Source organism: Modestobacter sp. SYSU DS0511 (assembly GCF_054050755.1).
In genome coordinates, this window is record NZ_JBJGZY010000004.1 from 1 (window position 1) to 16,480 (window position 16,480).

A 16,480-nucleotide genomic window follows, 5' to 3' on the forward strand; every position below is an offset into this window, starting at 1 on the left:
GGCATTAGCGTGGGACACGAAGGCCTCCGGGTTGAGGAGCGGTTCCTAGACAGCTCCACACCTCACTCGGAGGTCTTCCTCTTGTCACCAGACGCCGTCACCAACGTCCGTGGTCAGAACAGCTAGCCCGACGGGGCATGCGCCTTCCGCACGCGCAGGCCGGCCGCGAGCAGCCGGGACAGCAGCTCCCGGCAGCTCACCGGCTCGGCGCCGGCGGCGACCGCCCGGTCGTACAGCTCCTCGGGGACGTCGTAGTGGTCGCCCTGGAACGCCCGGCGCGGGATGCCCAGGTGCGCGGCGACGAAGACGTGCAGCTCGTCGTAGCCGGTGTCGCTGACCAGGTGCGACCACCGCCGTCCCCGCCACGGCCAGACCGGGGTGTCGATCAGCAGTGCCACCCGGACAGTCTGCCCCGGCTACGGTCAGGGCGTGACTGAGGAGATCCGCTGGGGCGTCGTCGGGCCGGGCCGCATCGCGGAGAAGGTGGTCGAGGACTTCGCTGTCGTCGACGGGGCCCGCGTGGTGGCCGTCGCCTCCCGGTCGCTGGACCGGGCGCAGGACTTCGCCCGCCGGCACGGGCTGGAGCGCGCGCACGGCTCCTACGCGGAGATCCTCGCCGACCCCGAGGTCGACGTCCTGTACGTCGCCACCCCGCACCCGCAGCACCACGCGGTGGCGCTGGGCGCCATCGCCGCGGGGAAGGCGCTGCTGGTGGAGAAGGCGTTCACCGCCACCCTGGCCGGTGCGCAGGAGGTCGCCGACCGGGCCCGCGAGCGCGGGGTCTTCGTCATGGAGGCGATGTGGACCCGGTTCCAGCCGGCCGTCGTCCGGATGCGCGAGCTGATCGCCGACGGCGCCATCGGCGAGGTCCGCTCGGTGCAGGCCGACCTCGGGGTGGCCCGCGAGTTCGACCCGGCCGACCGGCTGTTCGCACGTGAGCTCGGTGGCGGGGCCCTGCTGGACCTCGGCGTCTACGTCGTCTCCTTCGCCCAGCAGGTGCTCGGCACGCCGGACACCGTGGCCGCCACCGGCTCCACCTTCTCCACCGGGGTGGACGCCGAGGCCTCGCTGCTGCTCGGGTACGCCGACGGCCGCTCGGCGACGCTGACCACCTCGCTGCGCAACGCGCTGCCCGGACAGGCCCGGGTGTTCGGGACGGCGGGCTGGATCGACGTGCTGCCCCGCTTCCACCACCCGCAGACGATCGTGCTGCACCGCGCCGACGCCGAGCCGGAGGAGATCACCCTCCCCCCGACCGGCGCCGGCTACAGCCACGAGCTGGCCGAGGTGACCGGGTGCGTGCGCGCCGGGCGGACCGAGAGCGCCGTCATGCCGCTGGCCGACACCCTGGCCGTGATGGGCGTGCTGGAACAGGCCGCCGGTCAGCTCGGCGTGGCCTTCGTCGAGGACCGCGCCGTCCTCTGACGCGGGGGCGGCGGTGGTGGCCAGGCCGCGCCGCTGGCCTGGTCCATCGTCGGCACCCGGGTGTGCGTGCCCCCACCGGCCCGGACCGCGTCGGCGAAGGTGACCGCGTCCCGGGTCGCCGCGCCGCCGGGGTCGTTGTTGAAGTACACGAGGACGTCGTCGTCGCCGTAGGTCTCCTGCAGCCGCTGCGCCCACGCCTGCAGCGTCTCGGGCGGGTAGTCCCAGCCGTCCTGGCCGGTGTGCAGCCGCAGGTACCCCCACTCGGCGGTGCGCCAGAGCGGCGTGATCGGCTGCTCGCCCCGGTCGGCCCAGCACAGCGCCGCCCCGTACCGCTCCAGCAGCCCGCGGACCTCGTCGGTCCACCAGCTCTCGTGCCGCGGTTCGACGGCGACCCGGGTGCCGGCGGGGAACTGGCCCAGGCACTCGTTGAGCAGGTCGACGTCGGCCCGGAGGGTGGGCGGCAGCTGCAGCAGGACGGCGTCCAGCCGGTCGCCCAGGCCGGCGACCCGGTCCATCAGCCGCGCCACCGGCTCGGTGGGCTCGCGCAGCCGCTTGAGGTGGGTGAGGAACCGGCTGGCCTTCACGGCCCAGCGGTAGTCGGCCGGCGTGCGCTCCCGCCAGCGCTCGAAGGTCGCCCGCTCGGGCAGCCGGTAGAAGGCGTTGTTGCTCTCGACGGTGGCGAAGTGCTCGGCGTGGTGCTCCAGCCACAGCCGCTGGGCCAGCGTCGGCGGGTAGAAGCGCCCGCGCCAATCGCGGTACTGCCACCCCGACGTCCCGATGATCACCGTCACCGGAGCCGCCTACCCTGCCCCGGCTCCGCTCATCCGCCGGTGTTCCCCGACGAGGCGGTGGTCCGCCGCGACGAGATCTGCGATCTCGGGCCCTCCCGGCGTCGGGAGCCACGGGACTGCAGATCTCGCGCACGGGCCGCTCGACCTGACCTGCCGTCGTGCGCGACTCCCCCGCCCGCTTCCTGGACCTCTGCCTCGACGCCCGCTACCACCAGGCGGTCGCCGACCGGTGGTCCGCCGCGATGGGCTATGTCCGGCGCGCCCCCCCCCGCGACGGGGACCCGGCCGGACCGGGGCTCATCGTCGACCCCTCGGGGCCGGGCCGCGGATCTGGGTCAACCCGCTTCGCCCCGGAGGCATGACCCGCCAGCCCCGTTGATCATGGGCGTCGTGCTGCGGGACACGCCGTCCACCGGCGCGTCGAGCGACGACGTGCCCATGACCAACCTGAGCCGCGCATGCACAGACGCCGACAGGGGCGGCCCGCCGAAGCGGACCGCCCCTGCCGGGCAGTGCTGGTGGTGCAGTGTCAGCCGTGGCTGACGGCGGGACTCAGAAGTCCATGCCGCCCATGCCACCGTCGCCGGCACCGGCCATGGCCGGGGCGTTCTTCTCCGGCTTGTCGGCGATGACGGCCTCGGTGGTGAGGAAGAGCGCCGCGATGGAGGCGGCGTTCTGCAGCGCCGAGCGGGTCACCTTGGCCGGGTCGATGATGCCGGCGGCGACCAGGTCCACGTACTCGCCGGTGGCGGCGTTGAGGCCGTGCCCGGTCTCCGAGTTGCGGACCTTCTCCGCCACGACGCCACCCTCGAGGCCGGCGTTGACGGCGATCTGCTTCAGCGGGGCCTCGAGCGCGACGCGCACGATGTTGGCACCGGTGGCCTCGTCACCCTCGAGGTCGAGCTTCTCGAACGCGACGGTGGTGGCCTGCGCCAGGGCGACGCCACCACCGGCGACGATGCCCTCCTCGACGGCGGCCTTGGCGTTGCGCACCGCGTCCTCGATGCGGTGCTTGCGCTCCTTGAGCTCGACCTCGGTCGCGGCGCCGGCCTTGATGACGGCGACACCACCGGCCAGCTTGGCCAGGCGCTCCTGCAGCTTCTCGCGGTCGTAGTCGGAGTCCGACTTCTCGATCTCGGCGCGGATCTGGTTGACCCGACCCTGGATCTGGTCGGCGTCGCCGGAGCCCTCGATGATCGTCGTCTCGTCCTTGGTGGTGACGACGCGACGGGCGCGGCCCAGCAGGGAGATGTCGGCGTTGTCGAGCTTGAGGCCGACCTCCTCGCTGATGACCTGACCACCGGTGAGGATGGCGATGTCGGCGAGCATGGCCTTGCGCCGGTCACCGAAGCCGGGGGCCTTGACGGCGACCGACTTGAAGGTGCCGCGGATCTTGTTGACCACCAGGGTCGCCAGGGCCTCGCCCTCGACGTCCTCGGCGATGATCGCCAGCGGCTTGCCGGACTGCATGACCTTCTCCAGCAGCGGGAGCAGGTCCTTGACCGAGGAGATCTTGCCGTTGACGACCAGGATGTACGGGTCGTCGAGCACGGTCTCCATGCGGTCGGTGTCGGTCACGAAGTACGCCGACAGGTGCCCCTTGTCGAAGCGCATGCCCTCGGTGAGCTCGAGCTCCAGGCCGAAGGTGTTGCTCTCCTCGACGGTGATGACACCTTCCTTGCCGACCTTGTCCATCGCCTCGGCGATGAGCTCACCGATGGCGGTGTCGGCGGCGGAGATCGAGGCGGTGGCCGCGATCTGCTCCTTGGTCTCGACGTCCTTGGCCGTCGAGAGGAGGTACTCGGAGACCGAGGCGACGGCCTTCTCGATGCCCTTCTTCAGGGCCATCGGGTTGGCGCCGGCGGCGACGTTGCGCAGCCCCTCGCGGACGAGGGCCTGGGCGAGCACGGTGGCGGTGGTGGTGCCGTCACCCGCGACGTCGTCGGTCTTCTTCGCGACCTCCTTGACCAGCTCGGCCCCGATCTTCTCCCACGGGTCCTCGAGCTCGATCTCCTTGGCGATGCTCACACCGTCGTTGGTGATGGTGGGGGCACCCCACTTCTTCTCCAGCACGACGTTCCGGCCACGGGGGCCGAGGGTCACCTTGACGGCGTCGGCGAGGGTGTTCATCCCTCGCTCGAGGCCGCGGCGCGCCTCTTCGTTGAACGCGATCATCTTGGCCATGTGGTGATGTCCTCCATGCGTGGATCGCTGCACGGTCTGGTCCGGCGCCCGCGACGGACGACACCAGCCACGTGGACGCTCCTGCGGCCCACTGCCGGTGCCTCACCGTTCCGACCTGTTTGGCACTCGACGGGGCCGAGTGCCAATCGAGAGTCTGGCACTCGACCCGTGCGAGTGCAAGAACGGGGGTCCCCTGGGCACTGTTCCCGGGCCGGCCGGAACGCAGCGAGGCCCGGCCTCCCGAGGGAGACCGGGCCTCGTGTGCCGGGTGGATCAGGCGCTGCGGACCGCGTCGGCCTGCGGGCCCTTCTCCCCCTGGACGACCTCGAAGGAGACCCGCTGGCCCTCGTCGAGGCTCTTGTAGCCGTCCATCTGGATGGCCGAGTAGTGGACGAAGACGTCCTGACCGCCGTCGACGGCGATGAAGCCGAAGCCCTTCTCGGCGTTGAACCACTTCACGGTGCCTTCTGCCACGTGTGCTCCCACGTTCGTGCGTGCGGTCAACCCCCCTGCGTCCGGGGGGTCGGGTCTCGCTCTTCCGCCCGTCGAACACGAACGTGGAACTCGAACCGCGCGGAACGGTACAGGACAGAAGCGCGCAGGTCACCGGTCCGTTGCGCGCGCTCCGGCCGTGTGTGGTAACGCTTCGATGACGGCCCGCCGCACGCGCCGCACACCCGCCGTCAGGCGATGAGGCCCGCCTCGCGCAGCGACTTCAGCGACGGCTGGACGCGGTGCGAGGGCCCGACGACCGGCAGCAGCGGGTCGAGGGTCTTCAGCCCTTCCCCGGTGTTGAGGACGACGGTCTCCTTCGCCGGGTCCAGCAGCCCCTTCTCCACCAGCTGGCGCAGCACCGCCGTCGTCACCCCGCCGGCGGTCTCGGCGAAGACACCGGTGGTGCGGGCCAGGTCGCGGATGCCCTGCACGATCTCCGCGTCCCCGACCCGGCCGACCGAGCCGCCGGTGCGCCGGATCGCGTCCAGCGCGTACGGACCGTCGGCCGGATTGCCGATGTTCAGCGACTTCGCGATGCCGGTGGGCTTGACCGGCTTGACGACGTCCCAGCCGTTGTCGAAGGCGGTGGCGATCGGGTCGCAGCCGGCGGACTGGGCACCGAAGACGGTCCACTCCGTGTCCGCGACGATCCCGGCGGTCACCAGCTCGCGCCACGCCTTGTCGACCTTGGTCAGCAGCGAGCCCGACGCCATCGGGATGACCACCTGGGCCGGGATCCGCCAGCCGAGCTGCTCGGCGATCTCGTAGCCCATCGTCTTCGAGCCCTCGGCGTAGTAGGGCCGGACGTTCTGGTTGACGAAGGCGGCGTCCTCGAACTCGTCGGTCTCGGCGAGCTCGCTGGTCAGCCGGTTGACGTCGTCGTAGGAGCCGTCGACGGCGACCAGCGCCTGCCCGTAGACCGCCGACTGGACGATCTTGCCCGGCTCCAGGTCGCTGGGGACGAACACGTAGGAGGGCCACCCGTTGCGGGCGGCGTGCGCGGCGACCGAGTTGGCCAGGTTGCCGGTCGAGGCGCAGGCGATCTTCCGGTAGCCGAAGCCCTTGGCCGCGGTGGCGGCCAGGCTGACCACGCGGTCCTTGAACGAGTGCGTGGGGTTGGCCGAGTCGTCCTTCACCCACAGCCCGCCGGTGATGCCGAGCTCGTCGGCCAGCCGGTCGGCGCGGACCAGCGGGGTCATCCCCGGGTCGAGCGTGACGCGGGACGCCGGGTCCTGCCCCACCGGCAGCAGCGCCGCATAGCGCCAGATGTTCTGCGGGCCGGCCTCGATCTGCTCGCGGGTGACCGCGGCGAGCAGGCCCTTGTCGTAGTCGACCTCGAGCGGGCCGAAGCACTCGGCGCAGGCGTGCTCGGCGATCAGCCCGAAGGTCGCGCCGCAGTTGCGGCAGACCAGGCCCTTGGCCGGGTTCGGGGCGACCTGGCCCCCTGCTGCGGAGTCGGCCTGGAGAGAACCGGGAGCGGTCAGTGTCATGCGACGACTACCTCCTCATCTTCCCCGCGTCGGGCCGTCGAGCCGCGCGGGACGGAATTGGCACCTCCTCGCCGCACTGGTGCGGCGAGCGGTTGCCGGGGCTTCGTCGGGCCGTGTCCCTCTGCCCCTCTGGATGAGTGGAACGCCGTGAGCGTACCCGGGCGGCGGCCGGGACGGCGGCACCGCCAGGATGACCGGGTGGCCGCACGCATCGTCTACACCGACCTGGACGGCACGATGGTCGGCCCGCGGGGGTCGTTCTGGCACACCGCCGGCCGGGAGCTGACCGACTCCCCCGCCGCCGCGCTGCTGGAGCTGCACCGCGCCGGGGCCGCGCTGGTGCTCGTCTCCGGCCGCACCTCCGCCCAGCTGCTGGAGGCCGCGCGCATCTTCGCCGCCGACGGCGCGATCGCCGAGCTGGGCTCGCTGGTCAGCTGGGCGGGCGGCGCGGAGAGCCACCTGCTCGCCGGTGAGCTGCCGGAGCGTTACGCCGGCCGGGCACCGATGGACGTCCTCGCCGAGCTCGGCGTGGTCGACGCGCTGCTCGCCGAGCACCCCGGCCGGCTGGAGTGGCACGAGCCCTGGCACACGACGCACTCCGCCGACGCCCTGCTGCGCGGCCGGGTCGACGCCGCCGCCGTCGACACCTGGCTGGCCGAGCGCGGCTGGGGCTGGCTGACCATGAACGACAACGGCGCCGTCCCCGCCGCCCCGCGCATGCGGCTGGACGAGGCCGCCCTGCCGCCGCACGTCTACCACCTGATGCCACGCGGCATCTCCAAGGGCGCGGCGATCAGCTGGGACCTGGCCCGCCGCGGGCTCACCGCCGACGACGCGGTGGCGATCGGCGACAGCGTCAGCGACCTGGAGATGGCCCCCGCCGTCGACCGGCTGTGGATCACCGCCAACGGGGCCGCGGTCGACGGCATGCCCGAGCGGCTGGCCGCACTGCCCAACGTCTCGGTCACCGACGCCCCGATGGGCGAGGGCTGGGCCCAGGCGGTGCTGGCCAGCCTCTAGGAGGTGACGTCCTTGCGGGCGAAGTGGTGGAACGCCAGCGCGGTGAACAGCGCCGACCAGACCAGCCCCTGCACGACACCGCGGAACAGGTCCCCGGAGTCGACCGGGGTCTGCAGCAGGTCGGTCCACGCGTAGTTGAACGCGGTGGGGAACCAGTCGCGGATCGCCCCGAGCTGCTCGACCTGCTCCAGAACGGCGAAGACGATCGTGGTGAACACCGACCCGCCGACCGCGGCCAGCGGGGCGTCGGTCACCGTCGACAGCCAGAAGGCCAGCGAGCCGACGACCAGCAGGTGCACGGTCAGGTAGCCGAGCATCCCGGCCAGCCGCAGGTACGCCGTCCCCTGGTCCAGCGCCACGCCGACCGGGGTCTGCACGTCGCCGAAGCCGAACGCGATCCCTCCGGCGACCATCGCCACCGCGACCAGCAGCAGCATCGAGCCGACCGACATCACCAGCGCGGCCAGCCACTTCTGCCGGAGCAGCCGCATCCGCGGGATCGGCGTCGCCAGCGCGTACCGCAGCGACCCCCACGAGGCCTCGCTGGCGATCGTGTCCCCGAAGAACAGCGCGAACACGACGACCAGGAAGAACCCGGTGGTCGCGAAGAGCACGAACAGGGTGAGGTTCAGCCCGCTGGCGGAGGCGACGTCGACCAGGTTGACCCGGGTGTTCTCCTCCGCCTCCTCGGTGCCGCCCAGCTGCAGCGCGCCGATCAGGATCAGCGGCAGCGCCGCCATCAGCGCGACGACGCCGAGGGTGCGGCGGCGCTTGAACTGACGGCGCAGCTCGACACCGAGCCGCAGGGTGCGGTCGGGCCGGTACCCCGGCGCGGCCCCCGTCGACGGAACCGTGGCGCTGCTCATGACTCCCCCACCAGTGACAGGAACGCGTCCTCCAGCCGGCGGCGCGGCGTGAGCTGGTCGACCGCCACCCCGGCCTGCACCAGGGCGGTCAGCGCGGCCGCCCTGCTGGTCGGCCCGAGGTCGACCACCAGGCCCTCGTCGGTGCACTCGACCGGACCCGCACCGGGGAGCGCGCCGAGCACGTCGGCGGCCCGGTCGGCGTCGGCGTCGTCGGCGAGCCCGATCAGCACCGACCCGCCGGTGCCGACGATCTCCTCGACCGTGCCCTGGGCGATCTTCTGGCCCTTGGCCATGACGACGACGTGGCTGCAGGTCTGCTCGATCTCGCTCAGCAGGTGACTGGAGACGATCACGGTCCGGCCGGTCTCGGCGTAGGAGCGCAGCACGTCGCGCATGGCGTGGATCTGCGGCGGGTCCAGCCCGTTGGTCGGCTCGTCGAGCACCAGCAGGTCGGGCAGGCCGAGCATCGCCTGGGCGATCGCCACCCGCTGCCGCATGCCCTGGCTGTAGCTGCGCACCGGCTTGTCCAGCGCTGCGCCCAGGCCGGCGACCTCGATCGCCTCGTCCATGTGCGCGTCGGCCGGCGGCCGGCCGGTCGCGGCCCAGTAGAGGGTCAGGTTGTCCCGGCCGGACAGGTGCGGCTGCAGCCCGGTGCCCTCGACGAAGGAGCCCAGCCGGGACAGCACCGGCGCGCCGGGCCCGGCGGCGTGGCCGAACACCTCGATCCGCCCCTCGGTGGGCCGGATCAGCCCCATCAGCATCCGCAGCGACGTCGTCTTGCCCGCGCCGTTGGGGCCGAGCAGGCCGAGGACCTGGCCCCGGCGGACCTCGAAGGAGAGGTCCCGGACGGCGACGAAGCCGTCCTTGTACGCCTTGGTGACCCCGGTGAACCGCAGCGGCACGTCCTCGCCGTCGGCGGCGGGGGTGTCCGCGCGGCGGCGTCGGCGGCCCCACAGCACCGCGGCGAGCCAGCCGAGCAGCCCGAGGGCGGCGAGCACGCCGAGCAGCACCCACCAGCGGGCCGTGCCGGCCGTGGCCTGCACCTCCCCGGCGGCCTCGGGCACCGCCAGCGACGCGCCGTCGGCCAGGCCCACGGTGTACACCGACGCGTCGGCCGGCAGGGCGTACCCCTGGTCGGTGGAGGAGACGACGACGCGCATGGTGTGGCCGGCCTCGAACCGGTGCACGATCGCCGGCAGGGTGACCGCCACCTCGGTGGGCGCGGCCGGGTCGGTGGAGACGTCGGTCAGCGCGAGCGGTGAGACCAGCCCGGCGGGCAGGATCGTCGCACCGTCGGGGCTGACGTCGTAGAGCTTGGCGAACAGCGTCGCGGCCCCGGTGGGTGAGGAGACGGCGAGCCGCACCTGCGGGGCACCGACCACCTCGACCGCCTCGTCCAGCTCCGCGGTCGCGAAGGCGGCGAACTGCCCGGGCACCTCCAGGGTGCCGCCGCTGAGCGCAGCGCCGATGCCCCCCAGCCCGGGCACGGTGGTGAGCGCCGCCGGGCTGCCACCGGCCGGGGTGACCACCGGCTGGGTGCCGCCCTCGAGCGCGACGTCGAGCCGGGTGGCCGGGTCGCCGCGGAGGCCGGGGTAGTCGTCGGCCTCGACGGTGCGCGAGCCGCCCTGCACCCGGCCGACACCGCTCCCCAGCCCGGTGGGGGCGGGGTACCGGAAACCGGCGGGGTCGGTGGACCCGTCGCGCAGGTGGGCGTCGAACCAGCCGGCCACCTGGTCGCGCAGGTCGGCGGTGACCCGGTCCGAGGCGCCGGCGTCGTGACCGCCGTCGTACCAGGTGACCTGCACGGGAGTGCCGTTGGCGGCGATGCCGCGGGCGTTGGCGTCGGCCTCGCCGAGGCCGAACAGCGAGTCCTGGGTGCCCTGGATCAGCAGCGTCGGGGCGGTGATCCGGTCCAGCACGCCCGCCGGGCTGTTCCGCTCCAGGAGATCGGCGATCTCCGGGGTGAGGGTGCCGCTGCTGGCCGCCTCCTGGTACGCGGCGCAGATCTCGGGGCGGAAGCGCCCGCAGGTCAGCGCCTGGGCGACGGCGGCCCGGTCAGCGCCGGCCACCTCTCCGGTCGGGGCGTTCCCGGCGGGCGGGCCGTCGCCGGTGGGCGCCGCCCCCATGCCGAAGAACAGGCCGGCCCACAGCCGTTTGAAGACGCCGGCGTCGGTGGTGCGCGGGGTGGCCGCGGGGGTGCCGGCGTCCTCGACGATGCCCGAGGCGTCGGGGAAGAGGGCCGTGCTGAGGGAGTTCCAGGTGATCTGCGGGGCGATCGCGTCGATCCGCTGGTCGTAGGCGGCCGCCAGCAGGCTGAGCGCCCCCCCGTAGGAGGCGCCGGCCACGCCCACCCGGGGGTCGCCGGCCTCGTCGAGCAGCACGTCGTCGCGCTCGGCGAGCCGGTCGAGCAGCGTGCTGACGTCGACGACCTCGTAGCGGGGGTCGTCCAGGCCGATCTGCCCGGTGCTCGCGCCGAACCCCCGCGCGGACCAGGCGAGCACGACGAAGCCCCGTCCGGCGAGGTCCCGGGCGTCGTCGGCCACCGACTGCTTGCTGCCGCCGAAGCCGTGGGCGAGCAGCACCGCAGGAGCCGGGGCGTCCGCGGTCGCGGAGGCCGGCAGGTAGAGGGTGGTGTCCAGCTCGACCGCGTCCGCGCCGCTGCCGGAGGCGACGCGGGCGTCCTCGGTCCGCACGTCCTCCGCGGCTCGCGCGGGGCTGCCGGAGCCGGCGGCCAGCACGGCGACGACCGCACCGAGGGCCAGCAGGACGACGAGGAGGACGGTGGGGAGGACGGTGGGGAGGGTGGTCGCCGCCGGGCGTGCGCCGAAGCGCGGGCCGGGGCGCGCCGGCCCGGGAGCGAAGCGCACGAAGGCGGCAACGCGCGAGCGGCCCGGGTGGTTCCGGCCGCCGGGGTGTCTCAGGGCCGCCAGTTCCCGGTGGCGACGACGACCAGGCCGGGCGACGGCTGGCCGGGGACCTCGAAGAAGCGCGCGGCCGGACCGGTGAGCTCGGGGAACTGCTCGACGAGCTGGCTCGCCGCCTCCTCCTGCACCGGGTCGCCGGCGGTGAAGTAGACGGTGCTGGCGGCGATGTCGAAGCCCGGGTAGCCGCCGGTGCCGGCGACCTCCCAGCCGCCGCCGGAGAACTGCTCACCGAGGTCGGCGGCCAGGCCGTTGATGGCCGTGCTGTTGAGCACCGTGATCGGGGCGCGCACCGGCCCGACCGGCTCCGCCGGCGGGGCGGTCACGACCTGCTCCGCCGGGGTCGTCTCCGGCTCCGCGGAAGACGGGGCGGGCGGTGCGGAGCTGGTCACCGGGGTCTGGGCCGAGGTCTCCTGGGTGCCCGGCGAGGTGAACGACCAGACGCTGAGCACGGTGAGCGCGACCAGCACGACGGCGAGCGCGCCCAGGGCCGCGCGGCGGGGCAGCCGACGGTCCGCACCGCCGCTCCCGTCGGGGGACGCACCGCCGCTCCCGTCGGGGGACGCGTCGACCGAGCCGGCGCGGGTCGCGCCGGTGCCCTTCTCGGCCTTGCGGCGCGCGGCGTCGGCGGCCTGGCGCTCGGCCCGCTCGGCCGCCCGCCCACCGACGGTGGCCGCGGTCTCGGGGACGCGGCCGGAGGCCCCGGCCTCCTCCAGCGCCTCACGGCGACGGCGGGACTCGGTGAGCCGGTCCATGCCGGACGGCTCGGGCTCGGGGGCGGATGCGGGGGCGGAGGCGGAGGCAGGGCGCGCGGGTGGCAGCGGCGCGGCGGCCGGGCGGGCCGGGGCCGAGGCCGAGGTGGGGGCCGGGGTGGGGGCCGGGGTGGGGGCACTCCAGGCGGACTCGGCGGGTGCGGGGCCGGCGACCCGCTGGGTGCTGTGCTGGGCCGGCGGTCCCACCGCGGGCCGGCGCGACGGACGGCCGGCGTCGACCCGCTGGGTGGCGTCGGCCGGGGCCGGCGCGGATGCCCGGCCGGGAGCCGTGGCGGGCGGCGTCGCCGAGGACGGCACAGCGGGTGCGTGGCTGGTGGCGGGTGCGGGGGCACCGCGGCGCGCCGACGGGACGGCCGGGCGCCCGGCGACCACGGGCGCACCACCGATGGCGGTGGCCGGTCCGGTCGCGGCCGGTGCGGCGTCCGGAACGGCCGGTGCGGCGTCCGGAACGGCCGGTGCGGCGTCCGGAACGGCCGGTGCGGCGTCCGGAACGGCCGGTGCGGCGTCCGGAACGGCCGGTGCGGCGTCGGTCCGCCGGCGACCGGTACCCGCCGGCGTGGCGGCGCCGGGGCGCTCCGGCGGACGACGGACAGCGACGTCCCCGACGGAGGAGAGCTGGCCCTCACGGCGTCGTTCGGCCCGGCTCTGCCGGGGCATGGTCATGGCGCCGTCGGTGGTCGTCGCCGGCCGGTCGCCCGTCCCACGCCGGGCGGGAGGCTCCGGCCGGGCGCCCGGTTCACGCCGGGAGTCGGCACGACGCCGACCGAGGGCGACGTCGGTCTCCGGCTGGTTTCCGTCACCGCCTGGCGCCGCATGCCTCCCCACAGTGAGTGAGGCTAGACGGCTCAGCCGTCGCTGCCCAGGACATCGCCGTGGCGTGCTCGCTGTCGCACCGCACGCATCCTGCGCAACCGGCGTACCAGCAGCGGGTCGGCGGCCAACGCCTCCGGACGGTCGACCAGCGCGTTGAGCAGCTGGTAGTACCGGGTCGCCGAGAGACCGAACCGCTCGCGGATGGCCGCCTCCTTCGCTCCGGCGAAGCGCCACCAGTGCCGCTCGAAGGCCAGCACCGCACGATCGCGCTCGGCCAGGCCGGCCGGCACCGCGTCCGCACCCGCCCCGGCGTCGACCTCGGCAGGTGCCGGGGGGACGGCGGACGCAGTCTCGGTGCTCATGGGTGCTGCCTCCGGGGGTCGGGCGCCGTGGGCGCCGGTGGTCGATCGCGGTCGACGCTAGCCCCGGGCACCGACAGTTCCGGGCAACCTCCCGGCGCGCGCCGGGAGGTGCCGGCCCACCCGGTCAGAGACCGGCGGGCATCGGCTCGGCGGCGGCGCGCCGCGCCGCCCGGGCGGCCCGCAGGCTGTCCGCGCTGAAGACGGCCAGCGCCACCCACACGATGGCGAACCCCGCCAGCCGGGCCGGCGGCATCGGCTCGCCGTAGACGAAGACGCCGATGGACAGCTGCATGAGCGGGGTGACGTACTGCAGCAGGCCGACGGTCGACAGCGGCACCCGCCGGGTCGCCGCGGCGAACAGCAGCAGCGGCACGGCGGTGGCCAGACCCGAGCTCACCAGCAGGAGGGCGTGACCGGCGCCGGCATGGCCGAACGCGGCCTGCCCGTCGGACTCCAGGAACCCCATGACCACGAGCGCCGGGAGGAACACCACGGCGGTCTCGACGAACAGGCCCGGCGCCGCCTCGACCCGGACCACCTTCTTCATCAGCCCGTACAGGCCGAAGCTGGACGCCAGGGCGAGCGCGATCCACGGCGGGTGCCCGTAGTCGACGGTGAGCACCACCACCGCCACCAGGGCGATGCCCACGGCCACCCACTGCAGCCGGCGCAGCCGCTCCCGGAACACCAGCACGCCGAGGACGACGCTGACCAGCGGGTTGATGAAGTAGCCCAGCGACGCCTCGACCACGTGCCCGGAGTTGACCGCGTAGACGTAGACCAGCCAGTTCACCGCGATCAGCCCGGCGGCGGCGGCCAGCACCAGCAGCGCCCGCCGGTCGGCGACGGCCCGCCGCACCTGCCCCCAGCCGCGGCGCACGCTCAGCAGCAGGGCGATGAACAGCAGCGACCAGGCGACCCGGTGCGCGACGATCTCCAGCCCGCCGGCAGGCTCCAGCAGCGGGAAGTACAGCGGGAACACCCCCCACAGGGAGTAGGCCCCGAGGCCGGCGAGCACCCCGATCCGGCGTTCGTCCACCGGCGCACCGTACGCCCGCCCTGGGGGTGGGTTGCGCGCGGCAACCGGCGGTCGGGACCCGTCGGCGCCCGCCGCTCCGTGGTCCTACCGTGGATGCCGTGCCAGCGGGACGCCCGAACCCAGCCCAGTGGCTCTGGTACGCCTACGGGGGCGGCCTGCCGCCGCACCTGGCCGACTGGGTGCTGGCCGACACCACCGGGCCCACCTGGGTGGGCCGGCACCTGCTGCGCGCCCTGGTCCAGCTGACGCCGGTGCTCGTGCTGTGCCTGCTGGTCCCGCCCGTGCCCCTGGGCATCCGGATCACGGCGGCGGTCGGCGGGCTGGTCATCGGGGGCATGTTCGCCGTCGCCTACATGACCGAGACCACCGAGCACCGCGCGGTCAAGGCCGGGTGGCCGCCCGGGACGACGGCGCGAGTGCGCACCGAGCGAGTCGAGCGCGAACGGCTCGAGCGCCGCGCCCGGTACCGGTCCGGCGGCGCCGGCAGCTTCGACTGAGGGCCACCGGCAGGATGTCGCCGTGCACCCCTGCTTCTCCCGCCGCGCCCTGCTCGTCGGCGCCACCGCCGGCCTGGGCGCCGTCACGCTGACCGCCTGCGCCGGCGTCGACGTCCCCGAGGTCACCGGCGCCTCGGCGGGCAGCCGGCTGGTGGCGCTCGACGAGATCCCCGTCGGCGGCAGCTACGAGCTGTCGGTGGACGGCCGGCGGATGGTGCTGAGCCGTCCGGCGGACGACGTCGTCGTCGCGTTCGACGCCGCCTGCACGCACCAGGGCTGCGCCGTCCGGCCGGCCGACGACGAGCGGCTGGCCTGCCCGTGCCACGGCTCGGTGTTCGACGCCGGCACCGGGGAGGCCCTGACCGGACCCGCGAGCGAGCCGCTGGCCCCGGTGGCGGTGCAGGTGTCCGGGGCCGACGTCGTCCTCGCCTGAGCGGCGTCAGTCCTCGACGCGGAAACCGATCTTGAGGGTGACCTGGAAGTAGGCGACGTCGCCGTCGACGACCTGACCGCGGATCTCGCTGGTCTGGAACCACTCGATGTGCCGCACGGTCTCCGACGCCTTGCGGATGGCGGTGCGGACGGCGTCGTCGACGCTGGTGGTGGAGCTGCCGACGATCTCGCTCAGCCGGTAGACGTGGTCGCTCACGACGGACTCCTCGCGGGGGTGCTGCCCGGGCGGCAGCGGTCGCACCGACCCTGGCACGCGACCACGCGCCCCGCGACCGCACGCTTCGATCGCACACCCCGCGAGCGGGAGGAGAGCCCCATGTCCGGATTGAACGGACGACCTTTCGCTTACAAGGCGAGTGCTCTACCACTGAGCTAATGGGGCGAGGCCGGAGCCGGCGTCGAGGCTACCGGCCACCCCCCTCCACCGGGCACCCGCGCTGCCGGGCTGCCGGACCGGGGAGAGGATCGACGTCATGACGAACCCGGTGGTGGCGGTCCTCGGTACGGGCGTGATGGGCGCGGGCATGGTGCAGTCCCTGCGCCGGGCGGAGGTCCCGGTGCGGATGTGGAACCGCAACGGCGACAAGGCCCGGGCGTTGACCCCCACCGGCGCGGAGGCGTTCGACTCCCCCGCCGAGGCGGTGGCCGGAGCCGACGTCGTGCTCACCATGCTCTTCGACGCCGACGCCGCGATCGAGGTGGTCCGGCAGGCCGGGGCGCCGGCCGGCACGGTCTGGCTGCAGTGCTCGACGGTGGGCGTCGAAGGCGCCGACCGGACCGCCGAGGTGGCCGACGAGCTCGGCCTGGTCCTCGTCGACTGCCCGGTGCTGGGCACCCGGCAGCCGGCGGAGCAGGGCCAGCTGGTCATGCTCGCCTCCGGCCCGGCCGAGCAGCGCCAGCGACTGGCCCCCCTGCTGGACGCGATGGGGCGCAAGACGGTGTGGGCGGGCGAGGCCGGCGCGGGCAGCCGGCTGAAGATGGCCTGCAACGCCTGGCTCGTCTCGATCAGCGTGGGCACCGCGCAGTCCATCGCCCTGGCCCGGGGGCTCGGGGTCGATCCACAGCTGTTCCTGGATGCCGTCGACGGCGGCCCGATGGACACCCCCTACGCGAAGCTCAAGGCCGGCAACATGCTCGCCGGCGAGCACCCGGTGAGCTTCGGTCTGACCGGCGCCACCAAGGACGCCCGGCTGATCCGCGCCGCGCTGCAGCTCGCGGGGGTGCCCGACCAGTTCGACGCCGCCGCGGTCGCGCTGATGGAGCGGGCGATCGAGCGGCTGCCCGACCCGGGCGCGGTGGACCTGAGCGCGCTGATCGAGGGGTTCGCCCCGGACGGCGCTTGACCGACGAG

At 74.3% G+C, this 16,480-nt stretch carries 16 protein-coding genes, 1 tRNA gene and 1 riboswitch; of the genes, 5 read left to right on the forward strand and 12 right to left on the reverse strand.

Translation table 11 applies throughout. The features are described from left to right. Nucleotides 1–122: 122 nt before the first annotated feature. A complete protein-coding gene (locus ACI783_RS03040) occupies nucleotides 123–398 on the reverse strand; it encodes a DUF4031 domain-containing protein (RefSeq protein ID WP_457139061.1) in 276 nt (91 codons plus the stop codon). Between the two features lie 31 nt (nucleotides 399–429). Between ACI783_RS03040 and ACI783_RS03045 the strand changes: the two genes are divergently transcribed. Then, a complete protein-coding gene (locus ACI783_RS03045; protein WP_457139062.1) occupies nucleotides 430–1,425 on the forward strand; it encodes a Gfo/Idh/MocA family protein in 996 nt (331 codons plus the stop codon). Here ACI783_RS03045 and ACI783_RS03050 read toward each other — a convergent pair. The 4 genes from ACI783_RS03050 to thrC all read right to left on the reverse strand — a co-directional run bounded on the left by ACI783_RS03050 (nucleotide 1,383) and on the right by thrC (nucleotide 6,385). Next, entirely contained in the window at nucleotides 1,383–2,216 is an 834-nt protein-coding gene (locus tag ACI783_RS03050) for a DUF72 domain-containing protein (RefSeq protein WP_457139063.1), read from the reverse strand. The two genes, ACI783_RS03045 and ACI783_RS03050, sit on opposite strands and share 43 nt — an antisense overlap. Before the next feature lie 552 nt (nucleotides 2,217–2,768). Continuing rightward, complete coding sequence (gene groL, locus ACI783_RS03055; RefSeq protein ID WP_457080473.1) at nucleotides 2,769–4,400, reverse strand: chaperonin GroEL; 1,632 nt, start codon at nucleotides 4,398–4,400, stop codon at nucleotides 2,769–2,771. A 273-nt stretch (nucleotides 4,401–4,673) separates the two neighbouring features. Next, complete coding sequence (locus ACI783_RS03060) at nucleotides 4,674–4,874, reverse strand: cold-shock protein (protein WP_153362423.1); 201 nt, start codon at nucleotides 4,872–4,874, stop codon at nucleotides 4,674–4,676. 209 nt (nucleotides 4,875–5,083) lie between these two features. Further along, nucleotides 5,084–6,385, reverse strand: a complete 1,302-nt coding sequence (thrC, locus tag ACI783_RS03065) for a threonine synthase (protein ID WP_457080470.1) — start codon at nucleotides 6,383–6,385, stop codon at nucleotides 5,084–5,086. 12 nt (nucleotides 6,386–6,397) lie between these two features. Beyond that, a riboswitch (SAM riboswitch) is annotated at nucleotides 6,398–6,525 on the reverse strand. A 58-nt stretch (nucleotides 6,526–6,583) separates the two neighbouring features. Between thrC and ACI783_RS03070 the strand changes: the two genes are divergently transcribed. Continuing rightward, entirely contained in the window at nucleotides 6,584–7,405 is an 822-nt protein-coding gene (locus ACI783_RS03070) for an HAD family hydrolase (protein WP_457139064.1), read from the forward strand. Here the strand turns inward: ACI783_RS03070 and ACI783_RS03075 are convergent. From ACI783_RS03075 to rarD, 5 genes are all read right to left on the reverse strand, one after another. Further along, the gene (locus ACI783_RS03075) at nucleotides 7,402–8,271 is read right to left on the reverse strand and encodes an ABC transporter permease (protein ID WP_457139065.1); all 870 of its coding nucleotides are present in this window, start codon (nucleotides 8,269–8,271) and stop codon (nucleotides 7,402–7,404) included. The genes ACI783_RS03070 and ACI783_RS03075 overlap by 4 nt on opposite strands. Next, nucleotides 8,268–11,138 (reverse strand): alpha/beta fold hydrolase, encoded by a 2,871-nt coding sequence (locus ACI783_RS03080; RefSeq protein ID WP_457139066.1) that lies wholly within the window; start codon nucleotides 11,136–11,138, stop codon nucleotides 8,268–8,270. Before ACI783_RS03080 ends, ACI783_RS03075 begins: the two co-directional genes overlap by 4 nt. Nucleotides 11,139–11,188: 50 nt before the next feature. Next, a complete protein-coding gene (locus tag ACI783_RS03085) occupies nucleotides 11,189–12,628 on the reverse strand; it encodes a LytR C-terminal domain-containing protein (RefSeq protein ID WP_457139067.1) in 1,440 nt (479 codons plus the stop codon). Nucleotides 12,629–12,810: 182 nt separating this feature from the next. Next, the gene (locus ACI783_RS03090; RefSeq protein WP_457139068.1) at nucleotides 12,811–13,140 is read right to left on the reverse strand and encodes a DUF3263 domain-containing protein; all 330 of its coding nucleotides are present in this window, start codon (nucleotides 13,138–13,140) and stop codon (nucleotides 12,811–12,813) included. 124 nt (nucleotides 13,141–13,264) lie between these two features. Beyond that, complete coding sequence (gene rarD, locus ACI783_RS03095; protein ID WP_457139069.1) at nucleotides 13,265–14,179, reverse strand: EamA family transporter RarD; 915 nt, start codon at nucleotides 14,177–14,179, stop codon at nucleotides 13,265–13,267. Between the two features lie 98 nt (nucleotides 14,180–14,277). Between rarD and ACI783_RS03100 the strand changes: the two genes are divergently transcribed. Both ACI783_RS03100 and ACI783_RS03105 read left to right on the forward strand, forming a co-directional pair. Further along, nucleotides 14,278–14,676, forward strand: a complete 399-nt coding sequence (locus ACI783_RS03100) for a DUF5313 family protein (protein WP_457139070.1) — start codon at nucleotides 14,278–14,280, stop codon at nucleotides 14,674–14,676. A gap of 22 nt (nucleotides 14,677–14,698) precedes the next feature. Next, the gene (locus tag ACI783_RS03105) at nucleotides 14,699–15,109 is read left to right on the forward strand and encodes a Rieske (2Fe-2S) protein (protein WP_457139071.1); all 411 of its coding nucleotides are present in this window, start codon (nucleotides 14,699–14,701) and stop codon (nucleotides 15,107–15,109) included. A gap of 6 nt (nucleotides 15,110–15,115) precedes the next feature. Here ACI783_RS03105 and ACI783_RS03110 read toward each other — a convergent pair whose 3' ends face one another. After that, nucleotides 15,116–15,325, reverse strand: coding sequence for a dodecin (locus ACI783_RS03110; RefSeq protein WP_457080452.1), 210 nt, complete (start codon nucleotides 15,323–15,325; stop codon nucleotides 15,116–15,118). A 114-nt stretch (nucleotides 15,326–15,439) separates the two neighbouring features. Further along, nucleotides 15,440–15,511 (reverse strand) — tRNA-Thr (locus tag ACI783_RS03115). Nucleotides 15,512–15,602: 91 nt separating this feature from the next. Between ACI783_RS03115 and ACI783_RS03120 the strand changes: the two genes are divergently transcribed. After that, a complete protein-coding gene (locus ACI783_RS03120; RefSeq protein WP_457139072.1) occupies nucleotides 15,603–16,472 on the forward strand; it encodes an NAD(P)-dependent oxidoreductase in 870 nt (289 codons plus the stop codon). Nucleotides 16,473–16,480 lie beyond the last annotated feature (8 nt).